Origin of the sequence: Klebsiella variicola (assembly GCF_000828055.2) — a bacterium.
Lineage (GTDB): Bacteria > Pseudomonadota > Gammaproteobacteria > Enterobacterales > Enterobacteriaceae > Klebsiella > Klebsiella variicola.
In genome coordinates this window covers 3109333-3132127 of the sequence record NZ_CP010523.2, presented here as the reverse complement: position 1 = coordinate 3132127, position 22795 = coordinate 3109333, and the positions used below count along the sequence as shown (strand labels likewise).

Annotated in this window: 17 protein-coding genes and 1 pseudogene; 9 read left to right on the top strand and 9 right to left on the bottom strand. The window is 53.4% G+C overall.

What is annotated here, in order from left to right; all coding sequences use genetic code 11:
* Positions 1 to 220: 220 nt before the first annotated feature.
* The 5 genes from SP68_RS14715 to SP68_RS14695 all read left to right on the top strand — a co-directional run bounded on the left by SP68_RS14715 (position 221) and on the right by SP68_RS14695 (position 7005).
* Positions 221 to 694, top strand: a complete 474-nt coding sequence (locus SP68_RS14715) for a hypothetical protein (protein WP_023159427.1) — start codon at positions 221 to 223, stop codon at positions 692 to 694.
* Complete coding sequence (locus SP68_RS14710) at positions 681 to 1163, top strand: DUF1833 family protein (RefSeq protein ID WP_040968400.1); 483 nt, start codon at positions 681 to 683, stop codon at positions 1161 to 1163. The genes SP68_RS14715 and SP68_RS14710 overlap by 14 nt, the downstream gene beginning before the upstream one ends.
* 9 nt (positions 1164 to 1172) lie before the next feature.
* Complete coding sequence (locus SP68_RS14705) at positions 1173 to 1553, top strand: hypothetical protein (RefSeq protein ID WP_040968401.1); 381 nt, start codon at positions 1173 to 1175, stop codon at positions 1551 to 1553.
* Entirely contained in the window at positions 1550 to 4612 is a 3063-nt protein-coding gene (locus SP68_RS14700) for a host specificity factor TipJ family phage tail protein (RefSeq protein WP_040968402.1), read from the top strand. Before SP68_RS14705 ends, SP68_RS14700 begins: the two co-directional genes overlap by 4 nt.
* 77 nt (positions 4613 to 4689) lie before the next feature.
* Positions 4690 to 7005, top strand: coding sequence for an SGNH/GDSL hydrolase family protein (locus SP68_RS14695; protein ID WP_052470371.1), 2316 nt, complete (start codon positions 4690 to 4692; stop codon positions 7003 to 7005).
* 161 nt (positions 7006 to 7166) lie between these two features.
* Here the strand turns inward: SP68_RS14695 and SP68_RS14690 are convergent, their stop codons facing one another.
* Entirely contained in the window at positions 7167 to 7925 is a 759-nt protein-coding gene (locus SP68_RS14690) for a hypothetical protein (RefSeq protein ID WP_040968403.1), read from the bottom strand.
* Positions 7926 to 7927: 2 nt separating this feature from the next.
* Positions 7928 to 9679, bottom strand: coding sequence for an SGNH/GDSL hydrolase family protein (locus tag SP68_RS14685; RefSeq protein WP_040968404.1), 1752 nt, complete (start codon positions 9677 to 9679; stop codon positions 7928 to 7930).
* 91 nt (positions 9680 to 9770) lie between these two features.
* Between SP68_RS14685 and SP68_RS14680 the strand changes: the two genes are divergently transcribed.
* The 3 genes from SP68_RS14680 to SP68_RS14670 all read left to right on the top strand — a co-directional run bounded on the left by SP68_RS14680 (position 9771) and on the right by SP68_RS14670 (position 12269).
* A complete protein-coding gene (locus SP68_RS14680) occupies positions 9771 to 10319 on the top strand; it encodes a recombinase family protein (protein ID WP_040968405.1) in 549 nt (182 codons plus the stop codon).
* A 263-nt stretch (positions 10320 to 10582) separates the two neighbouring features.
* Positions 10583 to 11002, top strand: coding sequence for a translesion error-prone DNA polymerase V autoproteolytic subunit (locus SP68_RS14675; protein WP_040968406.1), 420 nt, complete (start codon positions 10583 to 10585; stop codon positions 11000 to 11002).
* Between the two features lies 1 nt (position 11003).
* Entirely contained in the window at positions 11004 to 12269 is a 1266-nt protein-coding gene (locus SP68_RS14670) for a Y-family DNA polymerase (RefSeq protein ID WP_040968407.1), read from the top strand.
* Positions 12270 to 12546: 277 nt separating this feature from the next.
* Here SP68_RS14670 and SP68_RS14665 read toward each other — a convergent pair whose 3' ends face one another.
* From SP68_RS14665 to SP68_RS14640, 6 genes and pseudogenes are all read right to left on the bottom strand, one after another.
* Positions 12547 to 13512, bottom strand: a complete 966-nt coding sequence (locus SP68_RS14665; protein ID WP_040968408.1) for a toll/interleukin-1 receptor domain-containing protein — start codon at positions 13510 to 13512, stop codon at positions 12547 to 12549.
* A 264-nt stretch (positions 13513 to 13776) separates the two neighbouring features.
* Positions 13777 to 14246 (bottom strand): annotated as a pseudogene (locus tag SP68_RS14660) (SOS response-associated peptidase family protein).
* A gap of 111 nt (positions 14247 to 14357) precedes the next feature.
* The gene (locus SP68_RS28405; RefSeq protein WP_159193580.1) at positions 14358 to 15467 is read right to left on the bottom strand and encodes a PIN domain-containing protein; all 1110 of its coding nucleotides are present in this window, start codon (positions 15465 to 15467) and stop codon (positions 14358 to 14360) included.
* 176 nt (positions 15468 to 15643) lie between these two features.
* On the bottom strand, positions 15644 to 16609 hold the full coding sequence (gene sapB, locus SP68_RS14650) for a putrescine export ABC transporter permease SapB (protein WP_008805241.1): 966 nt from the start codon (positions 16607 to 16609) through the stop codon (positions 15644 to 15646).
* Positions 16606 to 18249, bottom strand: a complete 1644-nt coding sequence (gene sapA / locus SP68_RS14645) for an ABC transporter substrate-binding protein SapA (RefSeq protein ID WP_008805240.1) — start codon at positions 18247 to 18249, stop codon at positions 16606 to 16608. Before sapA ends, sapB begins: the two co-directional genes overlap by 4 nt.
* 333 nt (positions 18250 to 18582) lie before the next feature.
* Positions 18583 to 19491, bottom strand: coding sequence for an SDR family oxidoreductase (locus tag SP68_RS14640; protein ID WP_162499979.1), 909 nt, complete (start codon positions 19489 to 19491; stop codon positions 18583 to 18585).
* 107 nt (positions 19492 to 19598) lie between these two features.
* On the opposite strand from SP68_RS14640, the gene SP68_RS14635 reads away from it, so the two are divergent.
* Positions 19599 to 20441, top strand: a complete 843-nt coding sequence (locus tag SP68_RS14635) for a helix-turn-helix transcriptional regulator (RefSeq protein ID WP_008805238.1) — start codon at positions 19599 to 19601, stop codon at positions 20439 to 20441.
* On the opposite strand, the gene SP68_RS14630 is transcribed toward SP68_RS14635, so the two are convergent.
* Positions 20396 to 22729, bottom strand: coding sequence for a helix-turn-helix domain-containing protein (locus SP68_RS14630; RefSeq protein WP_022065869.1), 2334 nt, complete (start codon positions 22727 to 22729; stop codon positions 20396 to 20398). The genes SP68_RS14635 and SP68_RS14630 overlap by 46 nt on opposite strands.
* Positions 22730 to 22795 lie beyond the last annotated feature (66 nt).

Genomic DNA, 22795 nt, shown 5'->3' with positions numbered 1-22795 from the left:
ATTGATAATGCTGTTTTTTTTTGATTTCTTTTAGCTCTTGAGGTGAGTTGATAAATATATCGCCTTGTGTGTTTGTTTCGATTTAATAAGATTTTTATCTTCGTTAATTTTAACCAAAAAATCAGAGATTTCTTCGATTCCATAGTGCTTTATTCTGAAATGAATACCCTCCTGAGGTTAATGGTGAAATTTTATTCGAGATACTTTACCGGGAGACTGCATGACTGATATCTACTACCCACATGACAGCCTCCCTATGCCATTACAGGAAGGATACGGATTTCAGCCTGTAAGCCCGTTAAAACGAACCCAGTTAACCACCGGTCGCGCGAGGCAAAGGCGAGCTTTTACGTCCACGCCGACGCAGGCCAGCATCACCTGGTTTATGGAAACCGATGCGCAGGGCCTGGCGTTTGAGTCCTGGTTCCGTGATGCGTTATCTGACGGGGCTGCATGGTTCATGATGAAGCTGCAGACGCCGGCAGGCATTAAGTTTTACAAATGCCGCTTTACAGATATTTATCAGGGACCGGTACTGGTGGCCCCGATTTACTGGAAGTACACAGCGACGCTTGAATTATGGGAACGCCCCCTTGCTCCTGCCCCATGGGGTAATTACCCGGAATGGATCGTCGGCAGCTCACTGCTGGATATTGCGCTGAATAAGGAGTGGCCGAAGCATGACGCAGATTAAACGCCTCTACGCCAGCAGCGGACCGGAGGTGATCATTGAAACGCTGCAGATCACCATTGGCTCTGATGTTCACTACCTTTGCCAGGGTTACGAGAACATCACGGCAACGACGGAGAACGGCGATACCGTAACGTTTTCAGCCTGTGCGATAGACATTGCGCTGCCGGCGCGCAATGCGGACGGTACGCAAGATTTGAAATTTGCCCTGTGCAATATCGATGGTGTTGTGTCCACGGCGATCCGCAATGCCCTGGCTAACAGATTGCCTGCATCGCTGACGTACCGGCGTTATATCTCCACGGATTTAGCGGCCCCTGCGGAAGTGCCGTATACGCTGAAAATCAAGTCGGGCTCCTGGACGGCGACAGAGGTGCAGATTACCGCAGGTTATATGAATATCCTTGATACCGCCTGGCCGCGTTACCGCTACACGCTACCTGTATTCCCCGGACTGCGTTATATCAGCTAAGGAACCCCAATGTTTAACCCTGATAAATACCGTTCAGTCATCTGGCTGAAGGGCGGGCGCGTATACCCGCAACTCGACTGTTTCGGCATTGTGAATGAGATACGCCGCGACCTGAATTTACCCGTCTGGCCCGATTTTGCCGGGGTAACCAAAGACGACGGCGGCCTCGACCGGGAAGCGCGCCGGATGATGCTTACCCTTGAGCGCTGCGAACCCTGCGAAGGGGCCGGGGTGGCCTGTTATTCCGGGTCGACTGTCACCCACGTAGGGATCGTGGTCAGTATCGATGGTCTGCTGCATGTGGCGGAATGCAATCCGGGAACGAACGTCACCTTTCTGCCGTTGCCGCGGTTTAAGCGGCGATTTGTCAAAGTGGAGTTCTGGCAATGACCATTCGTTTTTACCCGTCCCGGCTTCCCGGTGAGCCACTCGAAACGCATGAGCATGGTGTAACCAGCATTCGCAGCTGGCTGGTGGCAAATGTTGAAGGCTACGAGGATCTGGATGTTCCACCGCTGACCGTTGAGGTTGAGGGGCTGTTAATTCCGCCAGGCGAGTGGGCTAAGTGTGTGATTCGCCCTGATAGTGATGTCCGGCTTTATCCGGTCCCCTTCGGGCTGGAGGCCGCGACCATTGCGTGGATAGGTGTCGGTATCTCCGTTGCCGCAGCAGCCTATTCGCTGTTTATGATGAGCAACATCGATACGGGCGGCTATACCTCATCCACAGGGCGGAGTCTCGACCTGAACCCGGCAAAGGCAAATACGGCAAAACTCGGTGATGCCATTCGTGAGGTGTTTGGCCGGGTGCGTATCTACCCTGATTATGTGGTGCAGCCGGTTACCCGGTTTGATGCCGCCGATCCTACGAAAATGCGCGTCCAGATGCTGCTGTGTCTCGGTATCGGTGATCTGATTTATACCAATGGCGATATCCGGGTTGGCAGTACGCCGGCTTCAACGCTACCGGGATTCAGCAGCACCCATTACCCGCCAGGCGCGGACGTTTCCGGTGATGAGCGCAGCGAAAACTGGGTCAACTCCACCGAAGTGGGCGGGACGTCATCCGGCACCGGGCTGGATATGGCCCAGACGTCGCCGGACGCAGACGACATTATCGCAGACAGCATGACCGTCTCCGGATCGAGCGTGACGTTTACCGGGCTGGATACGGATGATGATGACGATAATGACGATAACGCGCTGCCGCCCAGCTGGGTCGCTGGCGCCGTGGTCGAACTGAAAGCCCCGGCTAACTACCAGATCACTTCGGCGGCCGGATACAGCGTTATCGCCAGCCCGCTGCTGACGGAGATCGCGCCGTTGGTTGGTATGCCGGTGACGCTGGGGTTTAACTCTGTCGATTACGATCTGTTTATCGCGTCATATACCCCAGGTCAGGCTGCGGTGCCCGGCACCGGGGGAAGTGCGGCAAAAGTACAGGCCAGTGCGGCCCCGACCACCTACGACTTTTCGACCAGCTCCAGCACGTTCACGATCACCTGGCAGGGGGTTACCTACCCGGTGTCGCTGGTGGCTAACTACGTCTCTATGTCGGGACTGCTGGCGGCCATCACTGAGGGACTCACTGGCTCCGGCCTGGTTGCGCAGGATAACGGCGGAACTGTACTGATAACCGAGTCGGCCAGTCCGTTCGCGGGTGGGGCGATCACGTCCTCTTCGCTGCCTGCAGCTGTTTTCGGTGATGCCCCGGTTTACACCTCCGGCACGGCATCAACCGGCGGCAGCCCGGCGGTAACGGCGAATGTGACGCTTGCCTATAACAGCGCCACGGGAACAGCCTTTTCCGGCATGCCTGAGGGGGTGCAACGGCTTTCACTTGCTCACCGCGGGAATGAGTACCGGATTGTCTCTGCCGACGGCACGACGGCGACGGTTGCGCGCCTGGTTTCCGGTGCCGTTGATGAGTCATGGCCGGGATTCTCCGCCCGGACGATGATCGACTATGAGGCCACTGGTCTTAACGACACGCTGAGCTGGCTGGGGCCGTTCCTGGTTTGCCCTGAGAATGAAGTGGTGGATGCATTCGAGGTGAATTTCTCCTTCCCGAACGGCATCTGTGGCTTTGACAGTAAGGGCAAAAAACGGATCCGCCACGTGGAGTGGGAGATACAGTATCGCGTCTACGGTTCCGGATCGGGGTGGTTGAGTCACCAGGGCGAGTATGCGCTGAAAAACGTCAACGGGTTAGGTTTCACTGAGCGGATCACCCTCAGCTCTCCGGGGCTGGTAGAGGTTCGCTGCCGTCGGCGCAATGAGCAGGGATCAAACAACGCGCGAGACAGTATGTACTGGCAGGCACTGCGCGGGCGACTGCTGACGCGCCCTTCATCCTATCCCGGCGTGTCGCTGATGGCGGTGACCGTCGAGACTGGCGGGAAGCTGGCGGCGCAGTCGGACCGACGTGTAAACGTTGTGGCCACGCGCGCCTATGACTCAGGAACGGCCAGAACTATCTCGGGTGCTCTGCTGCATGTCGGAAACTCGCTGGGGCTGGAGATGGATGTCGACACCATCAACGCGCTGGAATCCGCATACTGGACGCCACGGGGCGAAAATTTCGATTTTGCCACGGGCGACAGTATCTCAGCGCTGGAAATGCTGCAGAAGATAGCCAATGCCGGGAAGTCACGTTTTCTGCTGAGTGATGGTCTGGCTACCGTAAACAGGGAAGGGGTTAAGCCCTGGACCGGCGTGATCACCCCGCATGAGATGGTGGAGGAGCTGCAGAGCGGATTTACCGTACCGTCCGACGATGATTTTGATGGCGTCGACGTGACGTACATCAATGGCGTCACCTGGGCAGAGGAGACCGTTAAATGCCGGACGCCTGATAATCCCACGCCGGTGAAAATCGAAAACTACAAACTCGATGGGGTACTCAATCAGGATCACGCCTACCAAATCGGGATGCGTCGCCTGATGAAATACCTGCAGCAGCGGGTGACGTTCCAGACCACAACCGAGCTGGACGCGCTTTGCTACAACACGGGAGATCGCATCGTGCTCACGGATGATATTCCGGGTAACAACACGATTTCCTGTCTGGTGGAGGCGATGACAACGGCTGGTGGCGTGACAACGTTCACCGTTACGGAGCCGCTGGACTGGTCTTTCGAAAATCCCCGCGCGCTGATCCGCTATCAGGATGGCTCTGCATCCGGGCTGATGGTGGCGAGCAGGGTGGGTGATTTTCAGCTGTCAGTCCCGCACCTGAGCGAGTTTGATGATCCCATGCGGGTTGACCTGTCGTCGGCAACCATCGAGCCGATCCGCCTGGTGTTCTGCGGCTCAACGCGCCACGTCTACGACGCCATTGTAGAGGAGATCGCTCCGCAGTCAGACGGAACCTGTCAGGTCACCGCTAAAGAATACCTCGAATCGTTCTACCAGTACGACGACGCCACATACCCCGGCGACGCTGCTTAATACCAAAAAAAACCCTTTCAACTTTATCTTTCGCTCAAACCCTCGTTTGCGCGAACGCCTTTTTTGGAGCAAAAAACATGGCCTTTAACCCGGAGCTGGGGAGCACGTCTCCCGCTGTGCTGCTTGATAACGCTGAGCGTCTGGATAAGCTGGTCAATGGAGATGCGGCCACCGTTCCCGACCGCGCAGGTGATCCGCTGTACTCATGGCGTGGAATCCATCAAAATCTAATCCCGCTGAGTCGCCAGTACATGACACTGGCGGCGGCACAGGCGGACATCGCGAATATTCCGGTGGGGTCGACCACGTATTACCGCAGCCCGGATGACAGCGCTTTAGCTGTAGAAGTGATCAATAACTCCGGTACGCTGCAGCCTACCGGGCGGAAAATGCCATCTTATTCTTCGCTACGCGGGGCGAACATTCTGTTTGATGCTCTGAATGAATATTCAGCAAATGATCCTAAATTCGGTGCGTGGGACTGGTATCGCGGAGCAGTGGTCACTTTCAGCACTACTGATGCCAATATTCCGTTACCGACTCCAGTGGCACAGTATTCCGGCGTATGGTCTGCAGATAAATATTATGACCTTGCCCGCCTGCCTGTAAGGGTTGGTGATAAGTTAACCTTTTCCGTACTGGCGTGGTTCCAGGATGCCGGTGCTAAGTTCCATATTTTCTGGATGTCCACCGCGGGCGCTGTTATTTCGTCTAAATCACAGCTTGCTCTGGCCGCCGGTATAAATACGCCGGTTATCACAGATGTCATTCCATCCGGCGCATCCTACGTCAGGATCCGGGTTGAAAATACTACGGCAGGGATATTTAAGGTCGGTGCTTATGCTGCTGCGTTGGGGGCTATTCAGCCTGATTTTGTTCGCGCCACGCCGGATAAAACTTATCTGTCAGCCGTCATATCATCCGGTATTTCGGGGTTAACATCACGCGTCGATGCGCTCCAGGGGGCTATCTCTGTTGGTTATGCTTATGCAGCTGCCTGGCAAGTCGGGAAATTTATCAACCCAACTACAGGGGCCATCACTGATAACTCTGCGCTGAACTGCGCAATCATTCCGCATTCCGACGGGGATGGCTGGCTGGTGACAGCCCTTGTGACAGGATCGGCGACTGCTCTGGCCGTGTACATGAACAGCGCCGGGATGGTATTGGGTGTTGAAGGGCGGGGAACGGCAACCCCGCAGCAGTATACAAATTATCGTCTTAACATTCCTGCCGGGACAACACAGATCGGTATAACCGGTCGTAATTCTGCGGAAATTGCTGTTAAAAAACTTGCTGTCGTTGAGACGGCCACAGTACTGGCATCGATCGATTCTCTGGATGTCAGGGTACAAACAATAGAGGACTCTCTTGTATATGATTTTATTAAACAGGACGTCACGATTACCTCAGGAGCATATATAAACCGTGCTGATGGCAGTGTGGTGGCAAATGCTGCATTTGACTGTGCAATTTTTAATTACACAGCAGGAGACCGCTGGAAAGTCACAGCGAGGGTTAACGGCAGTGGAGTTTCGCTCGCGGTGTATATGAACAGTGCCGGGACGGTTATCGGCACCGAAGGGAACGGTACTACAGAATCGGTGGACTACACCGATTACGAGCTGACACCTCCTTCCGGCACCGCCAAAATCGGGATCACCACCCGTATAGCCGTCCCCATTATTGCCAAAAAATATGTAGTCGTTCCCGGTGGTAGCACGGTCAGTCCGTGGTCTGGAAAAGTCATCGATGTGATGGGTGACAGCAACGTTGCTTATAACAAATGGCAACCTCTTGTCGCGGCAGAACTGGGCTGCACTTTTCTGAATCACGGGGTCGGTGGTTCGAAAATAGCCAAACCGGATAGCTCGTCAACGCAAATCAGCATGTGTGACGATGTGCGAATTAATGCCCTGGACACATCAGCAGCGGCGTGGATTTGTGGCCCGTGGGGGACAAATGACTGGGCGCAAAATATTCCGATTGGAACTATCACCGACACAGTAAACACAACTGTTTATGGTGCGCTGAACATCATCGCTCAGAAGTTACGTGCGCGGTCCCCAACAAAACCTATCCTGTGGGCCACACCGTTCAATGGGGACTATGATTCTCCACGCTCAGCGGCATGGGTTGACGGTGAAACAAATGGCTATGGGCGGGTTTCTGACTATGCGGCGGCGATACGCGCCGTAGCATTGCGATATGGATTCCCCCTAATAGACCTTAACGCTGACTGTGGCTGGACAAAATTCAATAGCACCAGTTTTTTGTTAACCGAGGGGGATACAAATCCGTCCCGCATCCACCTCAATGCGGACGCGGGCCCCGTGCGTATTTCCTCACTGATAACCGATCGGCTTGCAGCCCTTCAGAAACTGGTAGGTTAGATACCAGTCCATTGTCGCTGCCTTAAACCTGCTGCACTCAGCCGGGCAAGAAAAATCTGGAAACACCAGGAATTTTCTTGGAAGATACACCGTGCGCAAAGACGCACACAGCAATAATGTCATTTATCACCTTTCCCCCGGCGTGCCTCCGGGGGAGTTTTTTAATCCATAGATAATAAGAACTGTGAAACAGAAACCTTCTCTGCTGAAGTAAGCACGCCCTCCATCAACAAAACCGACTTGATATACTTGGTCGTTGTTTCGTTGTTGTTATCAGTTTTCCTCCCCAGCAGGACATTATTTGTTCCGGCCACTCGGGTACCAGGGAAAGCAGCTGATGATGATATCAGTGCCCCGGTCTGCGGGTTGTAAATATCAACGGTTACTGTCCCCTGGGTTATCGAGGCAGCAAACGCGAACAGATCACCTACGGCAATTGATGCCGGGAATGCTGCATAGGCATACCCTGCGGAGGACTGGCCATTATTCTGGCCTACACAAAAGAGATTTCCGCTCACGTTCGTGAAGCCAATTGAAAAGCCACTCGCTACTGAACCGCTTCCTGAAAAATCTGCGATCATATGGGCATTCAGCGAGGCCCCGCCGGCATTCCGTTTAGCCACACCACAGATTGTCAGCGTCAGAGGTGCTTTCTGGCTTGTATCCAGATAGTCAGTATTGTTAACAGAGATATAACCGTCAGCATTATTCAGAGAACCATTGATGACGGCCGGAGCGTTTTTGTTATAGGAGTTATAAGTGATATCTGGCGCTGGCTCTCCAAAATAATAACCCGAGAGTGGTGTTGCACTGACATCCGGGAGCCCGACGAACCAGTTTGAAATAGTAAAGTCATCAAGGGTTTTCATCCCCGGTATGACGGGACCGTTCATATCAAGTAAAATGGCTGTAATAGGCATAATTACTCCTGAAAAAATTCGTTTTTGATTTTATTTGTCAATATATATGCGCCAAGAGAGCTCAGGTGCAAACCATCCTCCCAGGCCCCATTGCTGTTATCGTACGTTTTCGGGAATAGCTGATATCCACTAATGAAGTTGACGTTATACTCAACAGCCAGTTCACGCATGACAGCATCGTACTCTGACAGAGCTGGAGTACCAGTTGCATTACAGCGACCCGGTGACACCAGGCAAATACAGATACCGGGCGTAGCTTCCCGAAACTTTGTAATTATTTCCACCAGACCATTTTTATATTGCGTTGTCCCCTTGCTTAACCTGAAATCGTTTGTACCAAGGATGACGAACAACAAATCAATATCGAGATACTGTGCAACAGGTTTGATCCACTCAGAAAAATTAAAGAAATCACTTCCTATAGCCCCGCCATTCCCCATCCTTGAAACCGTTACGCCGGAACGCACAGCGCTGTTCTTTCCATACATCCCCAAAATGGATACAACCCCACTTCCCAGGCTCTGAATCGTTACGCTATGGGCTGTTGCGGATAGCCCACTGATATCGTGCTTTTTAGCTGCTCCGGTGTTCGCACCATTGACTGTTATAGGTGTGCCGCCATCAATTGTGATGGTAAACGAACCGGAACCATCATAATAGAAAACTGAAAGATCGGTTGCTGTAATACCGGTCCAGGCCAGAGACCCAACAGTATTGTTATTGTAATACCCATTCCCATCAGGTCCGCATCCATACGGTGGCGGGTTCGTGTTATTACTCCCTCCATCATATTTCGTAAAGTTTGTTGCAACGACAGGCGATATGCCAGCCATGACACCATCAGCGCGGTTAGAGCAACTTATCCAGGCCGGGTCTTTATATATCCCACCAAGAACATTAATTAATGATTGTGGAATCGTGTTTTTTTCGTTCCATGAGTCACCAAAAAATGCGGTATTAACACTCGCTGCCTGCCCACTGAAAACACGACCTTTTTTAAAGTTGAACTTATACTGGTCTCCTTCAATAAATGAACTGTCTGATTTTGCAGAAGCCCCACCGACAAGATTTAAGATATACTTTTCAATATTTGGCCCAAATCCATAACCGTCATACATACCGTTATGGAACCATGCATAAACATTTCCATTTCTGTCGTGAACAAACGGAAAGTAATTTGGAGAGTAGTCTCCCTGGGGGAGAAATTTTTGTGCCCAGGCGTTAGGTACTGATTCAATGATTGTTCGTGCATTAGCGCCAAAATCAGCAACGTCCCAACGTCCGCCATCAAACCACGCGTAAACATTTCCGTTTCTGTCGAAAAAAACAGGAAACCATGTCGACAGGTATTGACCCGGGACGAGTCGCTGATTGAGCTTTTTGTCGATGGTTTCTTCTGAGGGCAACACATTCCCGGTGGGTACCAGTGTTCCGGCTTCATTTAAATACTCAATTGCTACTGCGTCGTCAGTGCTGCGGACATAGCAAACTGAGTTCACCGGTATCTGACCATTGTTCACGGCTGCCTGTGCTTCCGATAATGTCGAATAGGGTAATCCCAGCGCAGTAATACTTTTGCGGGCGTCTTCAGTAACCTGATCATTTTTCGCCATCATTCCGCGCCAGGTATCCAGCTCAACGCCAGCGCGATCCGGCTCAGTCAGCTCGGACCCATTGACCAGCTTATCCAGACGCTCGGCGTTATCGAGCAACACAGCGGGAGACGTGCTCCCCAGCTCCGGGTTAAAGGCCATGTTTTTTGCTCCAAAAAAGGCGTTCGCCCAAACGAGGGTTTGAGCGAATGGCCGCGGCTTTTTACAATCAGCTATTTCAAGGAGTTAGATAGTGCTGATTGGCTATGCGAGGGTATCAACCGGGGATCAAAACCTCGATTTACAGAAAAACGCGCTGATCCGTGCAGAATGTGAGCTGGTTTTTGAGGATATGGCCAGCGGGAAAAATTCCCGGCGGCCAGGGTTAAAGCGAGCGCTGCGGCGGCTCCGCCCGGGTGATGTGCTGGTGGTCTGGAAGCTGGATCGGCTGGGCCGCAGCGTACGCGATCTGATTACGCTCGTGTCGGAGCTGCAGGCGCGCGGGGTGAATTTCCGCAGCCTGACCGACAGCATCGATACCAGTACGCCAGCAGGCCGCTTTTTCTTCCACGTCATGAGCGCCCTGGCGGAAATGGAGCGCGAGCTGATCGTCGAGCGTACCCGAGCCGGTTTAGCCGCAGCGAGGGAGCAGGGGAGAGTAGGCGGACGCCGCCGGGTAATGACCACTGAGGTTGTGGAGCGGTGCCGCAGAATGCTGGAGAACGGCGCTACCAGGCAGCAGGTAGCCGATGTGATAGGAGTGGGAGTGAAGACGATTTATAAATATTTTCCAGCCGGTTAAGTTTGCTCACCTGCGTACCGTATGCAAGAGATCGCAGGTGAGCAATTTGCTATGAAAGCATTGCCATAGCTGAAAAATTTTAACCTCGCATTGTTCGCAAAACCATCAAACAGCTAAGGTCTGAAAACACTTTAAGACTTACCTTACTCGTTACATCAATGTGTTACGGCAATGACATAAATTGATAGCCAGAACCTATATTGATCTGTCGCTCTGTTAAAACTACTGTATATAAAAACAGTATCAATCTGAGCGAGTCAATTATGCAGTTTTACACGCCCGTTGAGTTACGTGAGATCATGCTGATCCCGTTGTACAGTGACATTGTGCAATGTGGTTTTCCAAGCCCTGCACAGGATTACGTTGAGCAACGCATAGACCTGAATGAGTTACTAATCAATCACCCCAGTGCGACGTATTTTGTCAAAGCCGCCGGTGACAGCATGAAAGACGCCGGTATAGGGGAAGGGGATCTTCTGGTTGTGGATAGCTCAAGGACAGCAGTTCATGGCGATATCGTTATTGCTGCTGTGGATGGGGAATTTACCGTTAAGAAGCTGCAGCTGCATCCACGGGTTCAGCTTAACCCAATGAACCCTGCATATTCGCCAATAGTCGTCGGTAGCGAGGATACTCTCGATGTGTTCGGGGTCGTAACTTACATCATCAAATCGGCTGGCTGAGATGTTTGCACTTTGCGATGTGAACTCATTTTACGCATCGTGCGAGACCGTATTTCGTCCTGACCTGAAAGGGCGTCCGGTGGTCGTTCTGTCAAACAACGACGGCTGTGTGATCGCCCGTTCGCCAGAGGCGAAGCCCTTCGTCAAAATGGGTGAGCCTTATTTCAAGCAAAAGGACATGTTTCGCCGGCACGGTATTATCGCGTTTAGCAGCAACTATGAGCTTTATGCCGATATGTCCAACCGAGTGATGACAACACTGGAGGAACTCTCTCCACGCTGCGAAATTTACAGTATTGATGAGGCATTTTGCGACCTTACAGGAGTTCGGAATTGTCGCGACCTTACCGACTTTGGCAGGGAAATTCGCGAGACGGTTCTGCGCAGGACGCACCTCACGGTCGGCGTCGGCATAGCCCAGACTAAAACCCTGGCAAAGCTGGCCAATCACGCTGCGAAACAGTGGCAGCGACAGACCGGAGGAGTGGTGGATCTGTCTAATCTGGAAAGGCAGAGGAAGTTGATGGCTTTGCTTCCGGTGGATGAGGTCTGGGGCGTCGGGCGCCGCATCAGTAAAAAACTGGAGGCCATGGGGATTAAAACGGTACTTCAACTGGCGGATACCGATATCCGTTTTATCCGAAAGCATTTTAATGTGGTTCTGGAGCGAACCGTGCGGGAGCTACGCGGGGAACCCTGTCTCGGTCTGGAGGAGTTCGCGCCGGTAAAGCAGGAGATTGTCTGTAGTCGCAGCTTTGGGGAGCGGATTTCCACCTACGAAGAGATGCGCCAGGCGATATGCTTATACGCATCCCGTGCCGCGGAGAAACTCCGTGGCGAGCATCAGTACTGCCGCTTTATCTCTGCATTCGTCAAAACCAGCCCCTTTGCTCTGAATGAACCCTATTACGGAAACAGCATATCGGTAAAGCTGCTAACGCCGACCCAGGACAGCCGGGACATCATCACCGCGGCGACGAAATGCCTCGATGCAATCTGGCGAGACGGACATCGTTATCAGAAAGCAGGTGTAATGCTTGGAGATTTCTACAGCCAGGGCGTAGCGCAACTTAATCTCTTCGATGATAACGCACCACGGAAGAACAGCGACAAGCTAATGGACGTTCTCGACCAACTCAACGCAAAGGACGGAAGGGGAACGCTGTATTTTGCAGGACAAGGGATCCAGACTGCCTGGCAGATGAAGCGAGAAATGCTTTCGCCTCGGTACACCACGAGATATAGTGACTTGCTCAAAGTCAGGTGATTCAGCCCATCAGTATTGCATTGTACTATCGCCGATTCTACTCCTACAGGAGTCCGTTCAGAGCGCAGACCGAGTGAAAACTCAGACCGAGCACCGAAGTGCGTGAGGCTATGCAAAATCTAGAACCGTTCGACTGCTCAAGCAGCGTCAGATTTTACGTATGAGTGCGTTTTTCAGCTCTGCTCTTGGCTGTTTCTGCAATCACAAACGTTTTCACACAGCTTGAGCGAGGAACGGACTTAACTTGATTGCTAGTCTTGATAAGTAGAATCTTTAGTTAAGATTTATTTTTAATATCAAATTTTTCAGAGATTTTCCCAAAGAGTTCAATAAATCGTGAATCAATTTTATCTACATCAAGATGCGACAAATCTGAAGCCCCTGAAGTATTCCAATGTTGGAATACTTCTTTCAATTCAGTTTGAGATATTTGCGTAGAAAAAACGCGCATATAGAACTTCCCGAACGAAATTGCGTGCAGTCGATCGGCATTCTTCAAAGCTTCTAATTGATGCGTTTTTGCCATTAAAAATGAATACCTTGCCAAGCCCAAAAGTAACGCTACAACTGTTACACCTTTAATAGCATCGAAAATCAGTCTAGTAGTATCAAGAGGTGATTCTACAAATGAACGCTCAGCTAAAAACCAAAGAATTAATACGAAAATGACAGAAGCTACTAATGCCCCATATCCAGCAAAATGCCATCTTGAAGATAATTGACGACCATCTTTTTCGCGCGCCTTAAGATCCTCAATTGTTTCACTTATATAATCGGCTGATTCATCTTTAAGAACTTTTGCTCGAATTTCTTTTCTCTCTTCCTGAGCTACTCGGGCTCCTTCGAAGCGGCTGATAGCATTTACAATTTCATTAACGAGGTTTGTCATATCATCAGAACGTGCGAATAATGCCTGGAACGCCCCAAGATCACTATCATTAAGAGCTTCTTTATCCAGTACCACTGGCAAAACAAGCTTATCCCGATTGCTATTAGCAACATAGGATATAGCACCAGTAACCTCTATATTAAAATAGTAAGACTTATCGCTATGTTCAGTAACAAGTGCGATAAATACATCAGCGTTTTTTAAATGCTTTAGTATATCCTCTTGCCAATGAGACCCAAGCCGAATCGATTGTTGGTCCAAAAATACATTGTAATCATATCGACTAAGCTCTTCGGTTAGTTTTTTTGCAATTAAAACATCTTCTCTTGCATAGGATATAAATACATTAATCATGAGACCTCAGCTTTTATCAGCGACAAACAGAACACCATTGGTGTCGTCATCATTACGACATCCATATCAACTTTCCTATCTCAGAACCGTAGTGGAGATAGGAAATAAAGATAGCTATCGAATACATATTACCAAATGTTAACGGACTTTAAAATGATTATTTCTAGAGGCCTCCATACTCCGTAGGAAGTCCAGTTTTACTTAGAAAATTCAAAATTGTCGCGTATACAAATGTCCGCTTGACACATTGCGGACATTATGAATTTATAGGCGCTCAATAGCTTCAATTAATTCCGGCGCCTGATTCTTAACGTTCCCCACCGCACGGGAGACGGGATGCCAGGTGAAATGGTCCGCTGGCACAGCACCATCAGCAATTATTTTCTCCACCTCTTTCCCTCCGATATCCTGCCTCATCCATTCCTTGGCCGCTTCTGGTACCAGGACCAGCGGCCGGTGGTCATGAATATCGACAAGCCCCTGATCGGCCGCAGCGGTCTCAACTCGTGCATTAATCAGCGGTGGTTTATCCCACCATCCCAGTGCATAGCCCCAGTGAATGGGTTCGAGATGCTGTTGTTCATCACATTCGCTCATGAGCAAAACCTTTGTCCTTGGCGCCATGTTGTAGGGCCAATTGGTTCTAGATCGTAGGTGAGGTCACGTTCAGTTTGTTCTGCAATATTAGCCAAGTATTCTTCGCGTGTCTGTGGTTGGGCAAATCGTCCACACATGTTCATCGCCAGTAGTCATACTGAAAGCATAGAAGGTGAGGCTCTGGACGATGTAGTTGTTAGCAGTTTAGTGACGTTCATTATAAACTGCTTACCAATGAAAATTATTTATTATTCATGGTCGTCATCAAAATAATTATCAGCCTGACTAATTAATGTTCCATTTTCTGTGTCTAAAATAATATAATCTTCATCCAAGATAAAACTTTGAATTTCTGCATTCTCTCTTATTCCATCATGAAACCCTATTTCAACATTTAAGCTTATTGATTCATTAAAGCTAAAGAGAGCCGTTGATTCAAATACGAAAGCATAAGCTTTATCTTCAGGGTCCCAAGGTGAACGTTCGTAATCAGGAAAACGAAACACTGCTTCAATTGTAACCATTGCAGATAAGTCGTAAATTGCAGATTCTTTTGATACATCTGTAAGATTAGAGGATGTTAACTTTATATCTTTTATTTCAACTTGATCAATTTCAATTTCTTGGTATTCCGAACCTTCAGCTATAAATTCTATTTCATTGATATACTGTCGAATGGAGTCAATAATGGCTGGGTGCAGTTTATTAAAGATCCCATCAGCGAAAGAAACCACATCATCTAACTGTTCATCATTGCGAATAAGCATGTCGATAAGACTTTGAATACTAATGAGATGTAGGAAATTTGGGTTGTGCTCACATGCTGAAATTAAATCATTGTCTTCGCTTACAATATAAACTTTATGATTACGTTTGACAGCTATATTGTTTACCGCTTCAAGAGTGAATGCATCAGGGAACTCTTTTTTTTTGCCTGGTTGATCAAATGGTGGAGCATTAGAAAAGTATTTTTCGAAAACCAATAATGGACTAACGTTATTTACGGTTATTTCCTCAACACCTTCACTTGCTAAGAAATTTGAAAAACTTTCAAGAGCTTCGATTGTGACTTCTTCTAAGTTAGGCTTGATAAACAAACCGTCTCCAATACTTCCTTTTGATGTCCTCAATATAGGTGCGTATTGTTTTTTGTACTTTTCTAGCTCTCTTAGAGCCTCTTCAACCTTTTTCCGGATGTGTGCTTCGATTTCTTTTCGCGTTATGTCAGTTATAAGCACATGAACCTTACCATTCGATGCGAAAGATTGTAGTTTTTCAAGAATGTATAGACCAAATTGAAAATGCTTTCGTTCATAAGCAGAGGTATCGATGTAAACAAGACGAGTGATTAGTTCCATATGTATCACCTTAACACGGAGCGGAAGAAGTTACTCCGACAGTTTTCTAACCAAGGACTGTCGGAGTGGACGTAAAAATAAAGTGTACAAAATTGTGTATTAAAGTCAGTAAAATCGCACGATTTTAAAATTTAACCAATTGTTTTTAATTGATAAAATCATTTATTTTGTAGCTGCTATCGTAGGGCATACCATTCCTTATGTTTCAGCGGGTTAGCCATGGCACCGAGGATATCGGAAATCACGTTGACGATAATGACCAGTGCGCCAATCACCATGACGCCGGCGGAAATCGCCGCATAGTCCTGCTGGCGGATCGCGTTGATCAGCCAGCGTCCCAGTCCGGGCCAGCTGAACACCATCTCGGTGATCATCGCCAGGGTGAGCATGGTGGAAAACTGCAGGCCGAGGCGCGGGATCACCGGCGGCAGGGCGTTGTGCAGTACATGGCGCAGTAAAATTTTGCGTCGCGACACGCCGCGGGTGGCAGCCGCTTTGACATAGTTGGTGTCATACACTTCGCTGGTGCTGATGCGCATCAGGCGGATCACCTCGGTGGTGGGCGCCACCGCCAGGGTCAGCACCGGCAGCACCATATGCCGTGCGGCGCTGACGATCATCTCATGGCGCCATGGCGAGTCCGAGATCCATGCGTCAATCAGCGCAAAACCGGTGACGGTTTTCACCTCATACAGCAGATCGAAGCGGCCAGAGACCGGAAACCAGCCAAGAGTCAGCGAGAAGAAGAGGGTCAGGAGCAGCGCCAGCCAGAACACCGGGATCGAGAAACCAACCAGCGCGACGGCGCTGATCAGGGTATCAGGCCATTTGTTGCGCATTACGCCGGCGATCATGCCCACCGGAATGCCAATCAGCAGGGCAAAGCCGAAGGCGAGGATGCACAGCTCCATGGTCGCCGGGAACACCTCGCGCAGCTGCTCAGAAATCAACTGGCCGTTAATGCTGGAGACGCCAAAATCCCAGTGCAGCACCCCTTGAAACCAGAACAGCCACGCATTCCACAGGGAGGCGCCCTGTAGCGGCGCATGAGGGGTGAAATAACTCAGGCTGAAGCCGATAAAGGTCAGAAAAAAGAGGGTGACCAGCAGCAACAGCAGACGACGCAGGGTAAAAATAATCATGGTTTTTTCACCTCTTCGGTTTTCTCCCGCGATACGCCAGCGAACGAAGCGTTACCGAAGGGGCTCAGCACGAGGCCTTTCATATCATAGCGATAGGCCTGCAAACGCAGCGAGGAGGCCAGCGGCAGGACCGGCAGTTCGCGGGCGAGGATCCGCTGTGCCTCTTTGTAAGCGTCCATCCGCGAGGAGAGCTGTTGCGAAAGCAGCGCTTTTTGCAGCACGTCATCAAATTCCCGGTTGCACCAGTGGGCAAAGTTGGTTTGTGAGGCGATCGCCGCGCAGCTCAGCAGCGGCCGGAAAAAACTGTCCGGATCGTTACTGTCCGTCGCCCAGCCGGAGAGCGTCAGGTCATGGTTCATGTCCATCAGCCGCGCCTCCTGGAAGCGCCCCTCCACCGGCATGATGATCACCTTGACGCCAATCTGCGCCATATCCGCCTGGATCAGCTCCGCCGTTTTCAGCGGGCTGGGGTTCCATGCCTGAGAGCTGGTGGGCACCCACAGCTTGAGGGTCAGATTTTCCAGCCCCAGGGCCTTCAGGCGGGCGCGGGCTTCCTGGGGATTGTACTCAGTAATTTTAGCGTCGTTATCGTAGGCCCACGAGGCGCGCGGTAGCATGGATGCCGCCGTCTCTGCGGTGCCGTAGTAGATGGACTGCATCAGGCGCTGGTTGTTAATAGCCAGCGCCAGCGCATGCCGCACCTCAGGGTTGTCCAGCGGCGGCTTGGCGGTGTTGAAGGCCAGCCAGGCAATGTTCATTCCCGGGCGCAGCGTCAGGCGCAGGCGCGGATCGTCGCGCAGGATCGTCAGCTGGCTGGCGGCGGGCCAGGCCAGCACGTCGCATTCCCCGGTGAGCAGTTTCGACAGTCGGCCGGTACCACCGGAGCCGAGGTCCACCACCACCTGCGGCATCAACGGTTTGCCGCGCCAGTAGTCGGGGTGACGCTGCAGACGGATATATTGCCCGGAGCGGTACTCGGACAACTGGAACGGACCGGTACCGACCGGCTGGCGATCCAGCTGCTCCTGGCGGTCGTCTTGCGTTAAGCGGGCGGCATATTCGGCAGAGGTAATTGACGCATAGTGAGTGGCCAGATGCCAGAGGAACGAGGCGTCCGGCCGCTTGAGGCGAAACTCCACGGTCTGATTATCCAGCTTACGCACACTCTCCACGCTGTCAGCAAACTGCAGACTGTCGAAGTAAGGGAAGCTGCTGCCGTTGACGTTGTGCCACGGATGGTCGCGGTTAAAAATACGACCAAAGGTAAAAATCACATCATCCGCGTTGAAGTCCCGCGTCGGGGTAAACCATGCCGTGCGTTGAAACGGGACATGGCGGCGCAGGTGGAAGCGGTAGGTGGCGCCGTTATCAAGGACTTCCCAGCTCTCCGCCAGCTCGGGGACCAGCCGGTAGGTATAGGGATCGACGTCAAGCAGACGATCGTAGATCTGAGCGGCCAGCGTATCGACAATCAGGCCGCTGCTGACTTTCTGCGGATTAAAGGTATTCACCTGGCCGCTGACGCAATAGACGAAACCGCTGTCGCGGATATCGGCGCGGTCAGGGAGCACAGGGGCGGCAAAGGCCTGCCCACACAGCAGGGAAACGGCTGCCAGGAGAGATGACAATTTCAGGCGCATATTTTCTGTTTGATTATAGAGTTGAACTCTATCTTATTAAGATTTATAGACATTCACCACCGCCTTCAACAAGCCTGAGGGATAATGCGGTTACCGGGAGCGTATAGTATTCAGTCAATTGATTAAAATAGTAGCGGAACCGAGTCTGTATATTGAAACATGGTAACTTTTTATCGCCGATATCGCCAGTCAGGTCTGTTTGGCCGCGGTTTGCCAGACGATGAAACAGACGCTGACGCCGGGGAGATATATTCAGTATAGCGGGGAGAAAGCAGAGGGACTGACGGGCAGAGGGCGAGCCCGTCAGAAAATTAAACAGAGGGTTTCGCTCGCTTATCGTGACAACGTCACTTTTTGGTAATCCATATTCCGCAGGTCCTCCAGCAGCCCGGGGCCAACCGGCTGCCACTGCAATCGCTCACGGGTCCATGCTGAGCTGGCGCGCAGGTCAAGGGCGGTAAACGGCGCAAACCAGCCGAACCAGGCGTCGACCTGCGACTCATCCAGGTGGGTCAGCGGCAGGTTTAATCCCTGAGCAATTACCGTAGCAATATCGCGTAACGCGATCCCCTCTTCGTCCACCGCATGGTAGCGCTCGCCGGCCGCGCCCTGCAGCAGGGCGCTAACGTACAGTCGCGCGACGTCATTGACATGGGCGGCGGACCAGCGGTTGCTTCCCTCGCCGCGCAGGGCCACCGCCCCGTTGGCGACCGCGCGTTCGATATAGCTGGTCAGTAGCCCTTGGCGCACGGTGTCATGTACCTGCGGCAGGCGAACCACCCGAACATCCACTCCCGCCTCCAGCAGTTGCTGACCGGCGAGCTCAGAGGCGGTGCGCGGGCTGGGGTGCCCTGAGTTGAAGAACGACTCCCGGGCCGGGACGCCGCTCCCGTCGTCGCCCATCAATGTGCCGGAGGTGATGACCAGCGGCCGCGCGCTGCCTTGCAACGCCCGACCCATGGTCAGGATCGCCTGGCGGTCTTTCTCGCAGTTGGCGGCAAAGCGGCTGAAGTCGTGGTCGAAGGCGGTATGGATCACCGCGTCAGCGCCCTCGACGCCAGCCAGTAGCGAGTCCGGGGCGTCCAGCGTGCCGCGGTGCACCTCGACGCCTGCCGCTTTCAGGGTCTGCGCTGCGGTGTCGCTGCGCGCGAGGCCGATAACCTGATGGCCCGACGCCTGCAGGGCCGGAAGAATACGTGAGCCGATAAATCCGCTCGCGCCGGTAAGAAATATACGCATCATGGATCTCCTGAACGGGTTTCAGGCGTATCCTACCTGCGATGTCATACTATAAAAGTAGAGACATTATCGGGGTATAAATTCTAACAGGCAGAACCCACAGGCAGATGATGAACACTTCTGACAACCATGCTTTAGGCGATTTTCTCCGCGCCCGGCGCCAGCGCCTCGATCCGGCGACGTTTGGCTTCCCGGCGGGACGCCGGCGCACGCCGGGGCTGCGCCGCGAAGAGGTCGCGCAGCTCGCCAGTATCAGCCCGACCTGGTATACCTGGCTTGAACAGGGGCGCGGCGGGGCGCCCTCCCGCGAGGTGCTGGAGCGGATCGCCTGCGGTCTGCGGCTGACCACCCCGGAGCGCGAGCATCTGTTTATTCTCGCCTTTGGCCATCCGCCGCAGACGCGTCTGACGGTGACAGATGATATGACGCCGCGGCTGCAGCGGGTGCTTGACGCTTTTACTATTCCGGCGATTATCCGCACCGCCAGCTGGGACGTCATCGCCTGGAACGCCGCGGCGGCCAGGGTGCTGACCGACTACAGCCAGCTACCGCTGGCGGAGCGCAACGTACTGCGTCGCCTGTTTACCCGACCTGAAGCCCGCTGCACGCTGGAGGACTGGCAGACGGTGGGGCAGCTTATCGTCAACGCTTTTCGCGCCGACGTCACCCGGATGGGGGCGACGACGGAAACTGACCAGTTGATCGCTGAACTCACGCAGCAGAGCGTTGAGTTCGCCCGTTTCTGGCAAAGCCATGACGTCGCCGGCCACGGAGAAGGCTATAAGCGCATTCACCATCCGCAGATGGGCCCGCTCGATCTGGAGTTCACCTCTTTTGCCGTGGAAGGCCGCCCCGATCTGTCGCTGCTGGTTTTCAACCCGGCGACGACGGAGAGCCAGCGCAAAATTCACGGATTGCTTGCGGGGGCGGGATCCTCGCCGGGAGCGCGCTGAGGCGTAAATTCGTACAGCGCCAAAGCGTTGCTTTCCAGCGAGTCGACCCGCAGCCAGTGTCCGTCAAGCCGGGCATCTTCCACACTGAGCGCCGGACGAGCCCGATGCATCAACCACTGGTAATCCTCATCGTCGGGGCCGCTGCGGCTGCGAAAGGCGTCGACCAGCGGGAATAACGCGCCATGATGCTGATCGAACAGGTGCTGTTTGACGCGCCAGCCGCCCTCCAGGCCCTGCAGCCGCACGCTGTAGGGCTGGCTGAAACGCTGGATAAAGGCCGCTTCGCTGGAGAGCCAGGGATTGTAGACCACCGTATTGCGCAGCAGCAGCTGGTAGTGCCCCTGGTGGTGAAGCAACAGCAGGTTTTTATCCTGAAACAGGATCTCGCCGCGCAGCCGCCGCCAGAGCCACAGTACCCAGTAAACCGGGCGAGGCAGCCCGTGCAGATAGTGCAGCGCCAGGCTGGAGGTATCGAGCTTCCCGTTAGCGCGGGCTTCGCCCTGGAGGCCTGAATTTAACCAGAAGCCCGCCAGCCAGACCTGGTCCGCCACCCCCAGCAGATTATCCATCAACAGCGCGCCGCGAAAAAAGCGGCCGTTGGTATCCCGCGTATCGCCGGTCAGGGTATTCCAGGAGAGCAGCCACAGCGGCAGGTTAAGCTGTCGCTGGCGCAGGGCGCTGTGGATCTGCCGCAGCTTGTGCAGCGGATAATGTTCGCTGGAGGCCAGGCGGCTGCTGTCTGCCTGCGCCAGATCCAGTTGTTCGTTGGCATCTGCCTGGCAGGCGAGAAAATCCGCCTCCGCCAGCAGCGGTGAGTGAAACAACGGATCGTTACCGGGATCGCTGGGAGCAAAGCGGTGCCAGATCCCCAGCTGCGGCTGCGGCAGCAGGCGGTGAAGAACCTCGCGCTGCTGGCGCCAGGCCGCCTGGCGGGTCGCTTCGCTGGCCTGCGGCGACCAGTGCCAGACAAAGCGCCAGCTGTTGAGCGTGGCCGGCGGAAAATGGTTGGCGGCGAGCAGCAGAAACCGCTGCAGCAGGTCGCTGCGGGTGGTGACGCCGGTGTGGAGGATCACGTTCCAGCCCATCGCCGCCAGCCAGCTAAAAATCTGCTGCAGGTTATACCAGCAGGCGTAGCCGGCCATCTGCGGATCGTCCCAGCCGGTGCCGAACAGCCGGCTGCTGAGAAAGGGATCGTTGATATCGATGGCATACACCGGCAGGGCGCGGTGCAGCTGCTCCAGTTCCCGGCGCACATCCTCCCGTAGCAGGTCGTCCAGCTCGCGCACGGTCACCACCATCCGGGTATGGCGCAGCACAGCGGCGCGCGCCGGGCGATCGTGCAGGTTGATCTCCCGGGTCTGCGGCGGATTGATCGGCAGCGGGGGACTTTCCCGGTCGCGTGGTTCCGGTTCATTGAGGCGAGCATAGAGCCGGTCGACAGCGACCAGCTGCCAGCGGTCGGCCTGCGGCGGACGCGGTCGGGCAAGCTCCCGGGGATGCTGTTCACGATACTGGCGCGGCGTCACGCCGTGCTGGCGCTTAAACAGATCGCTCATCATACGGGTACTGGCGAACCCCTGTTCGCGGGCGATTTGCTGGGCGGGTTTGCGGGTGGTCAACAACTGATCGGCGGCGTGGCGCAGGCGCAGCGCGGTGAGGTACTGAACAAAACTCACCCCGACTTCTTTGTGAAATAAGCGTGACAGCCAGGCCTCGGAGACAAATTCCGCTGCCGCCACCTCCTGCAACGAGAAGCGGCGCTGATAGTTGGCGTCGATCCGCGCCACCACGCTGGCTATTCGCCGGCTCCAGTTCTCCGCTCCGCGGCGCGGCGTGGAGGCGATGGGCTGGCTGAAGCGCGTGGCCAGCAGGAGCGCTATCTCACTCAGCCAGCGGTTGGCCTCCAGTCGGTAATGGCCGGGATGCTTGACCAGGCCGCTCACCAGCAGCTGGCGCATCAGGCGGCGCAGGCCGTCCTCCGCATCCCGGGTGCGCGGCGTTATCTGATAGTCGACAGCAAAAAAAGCGCTGTCAAGGCGGGTCAGCCAGCTGGCGGAAAGGGTCAGGATCATCACTGCGTTGGTACCGGCGCTGCGCAGACTCCAGCGACGGTTGCGGTTAACGATCGCCAGCTCGTCGGCGGCGAGCGGCTGCGGCACACCTTCCGCCTCCGTCAGATTTACGCTCCCCTCCAGCACCCATAGCAGCGTCAGCAGATCGCCTTCTGTCTGGTTCAACTGACGTACATCGCGCACGGTGACGCTAAAGTCGCCTGAATGCTGCTCCACGTGACACTCCTCCGCAGACAAAAAACAACCCGTTATTTTTTGTCATAACTGATATGTATGAAAAAC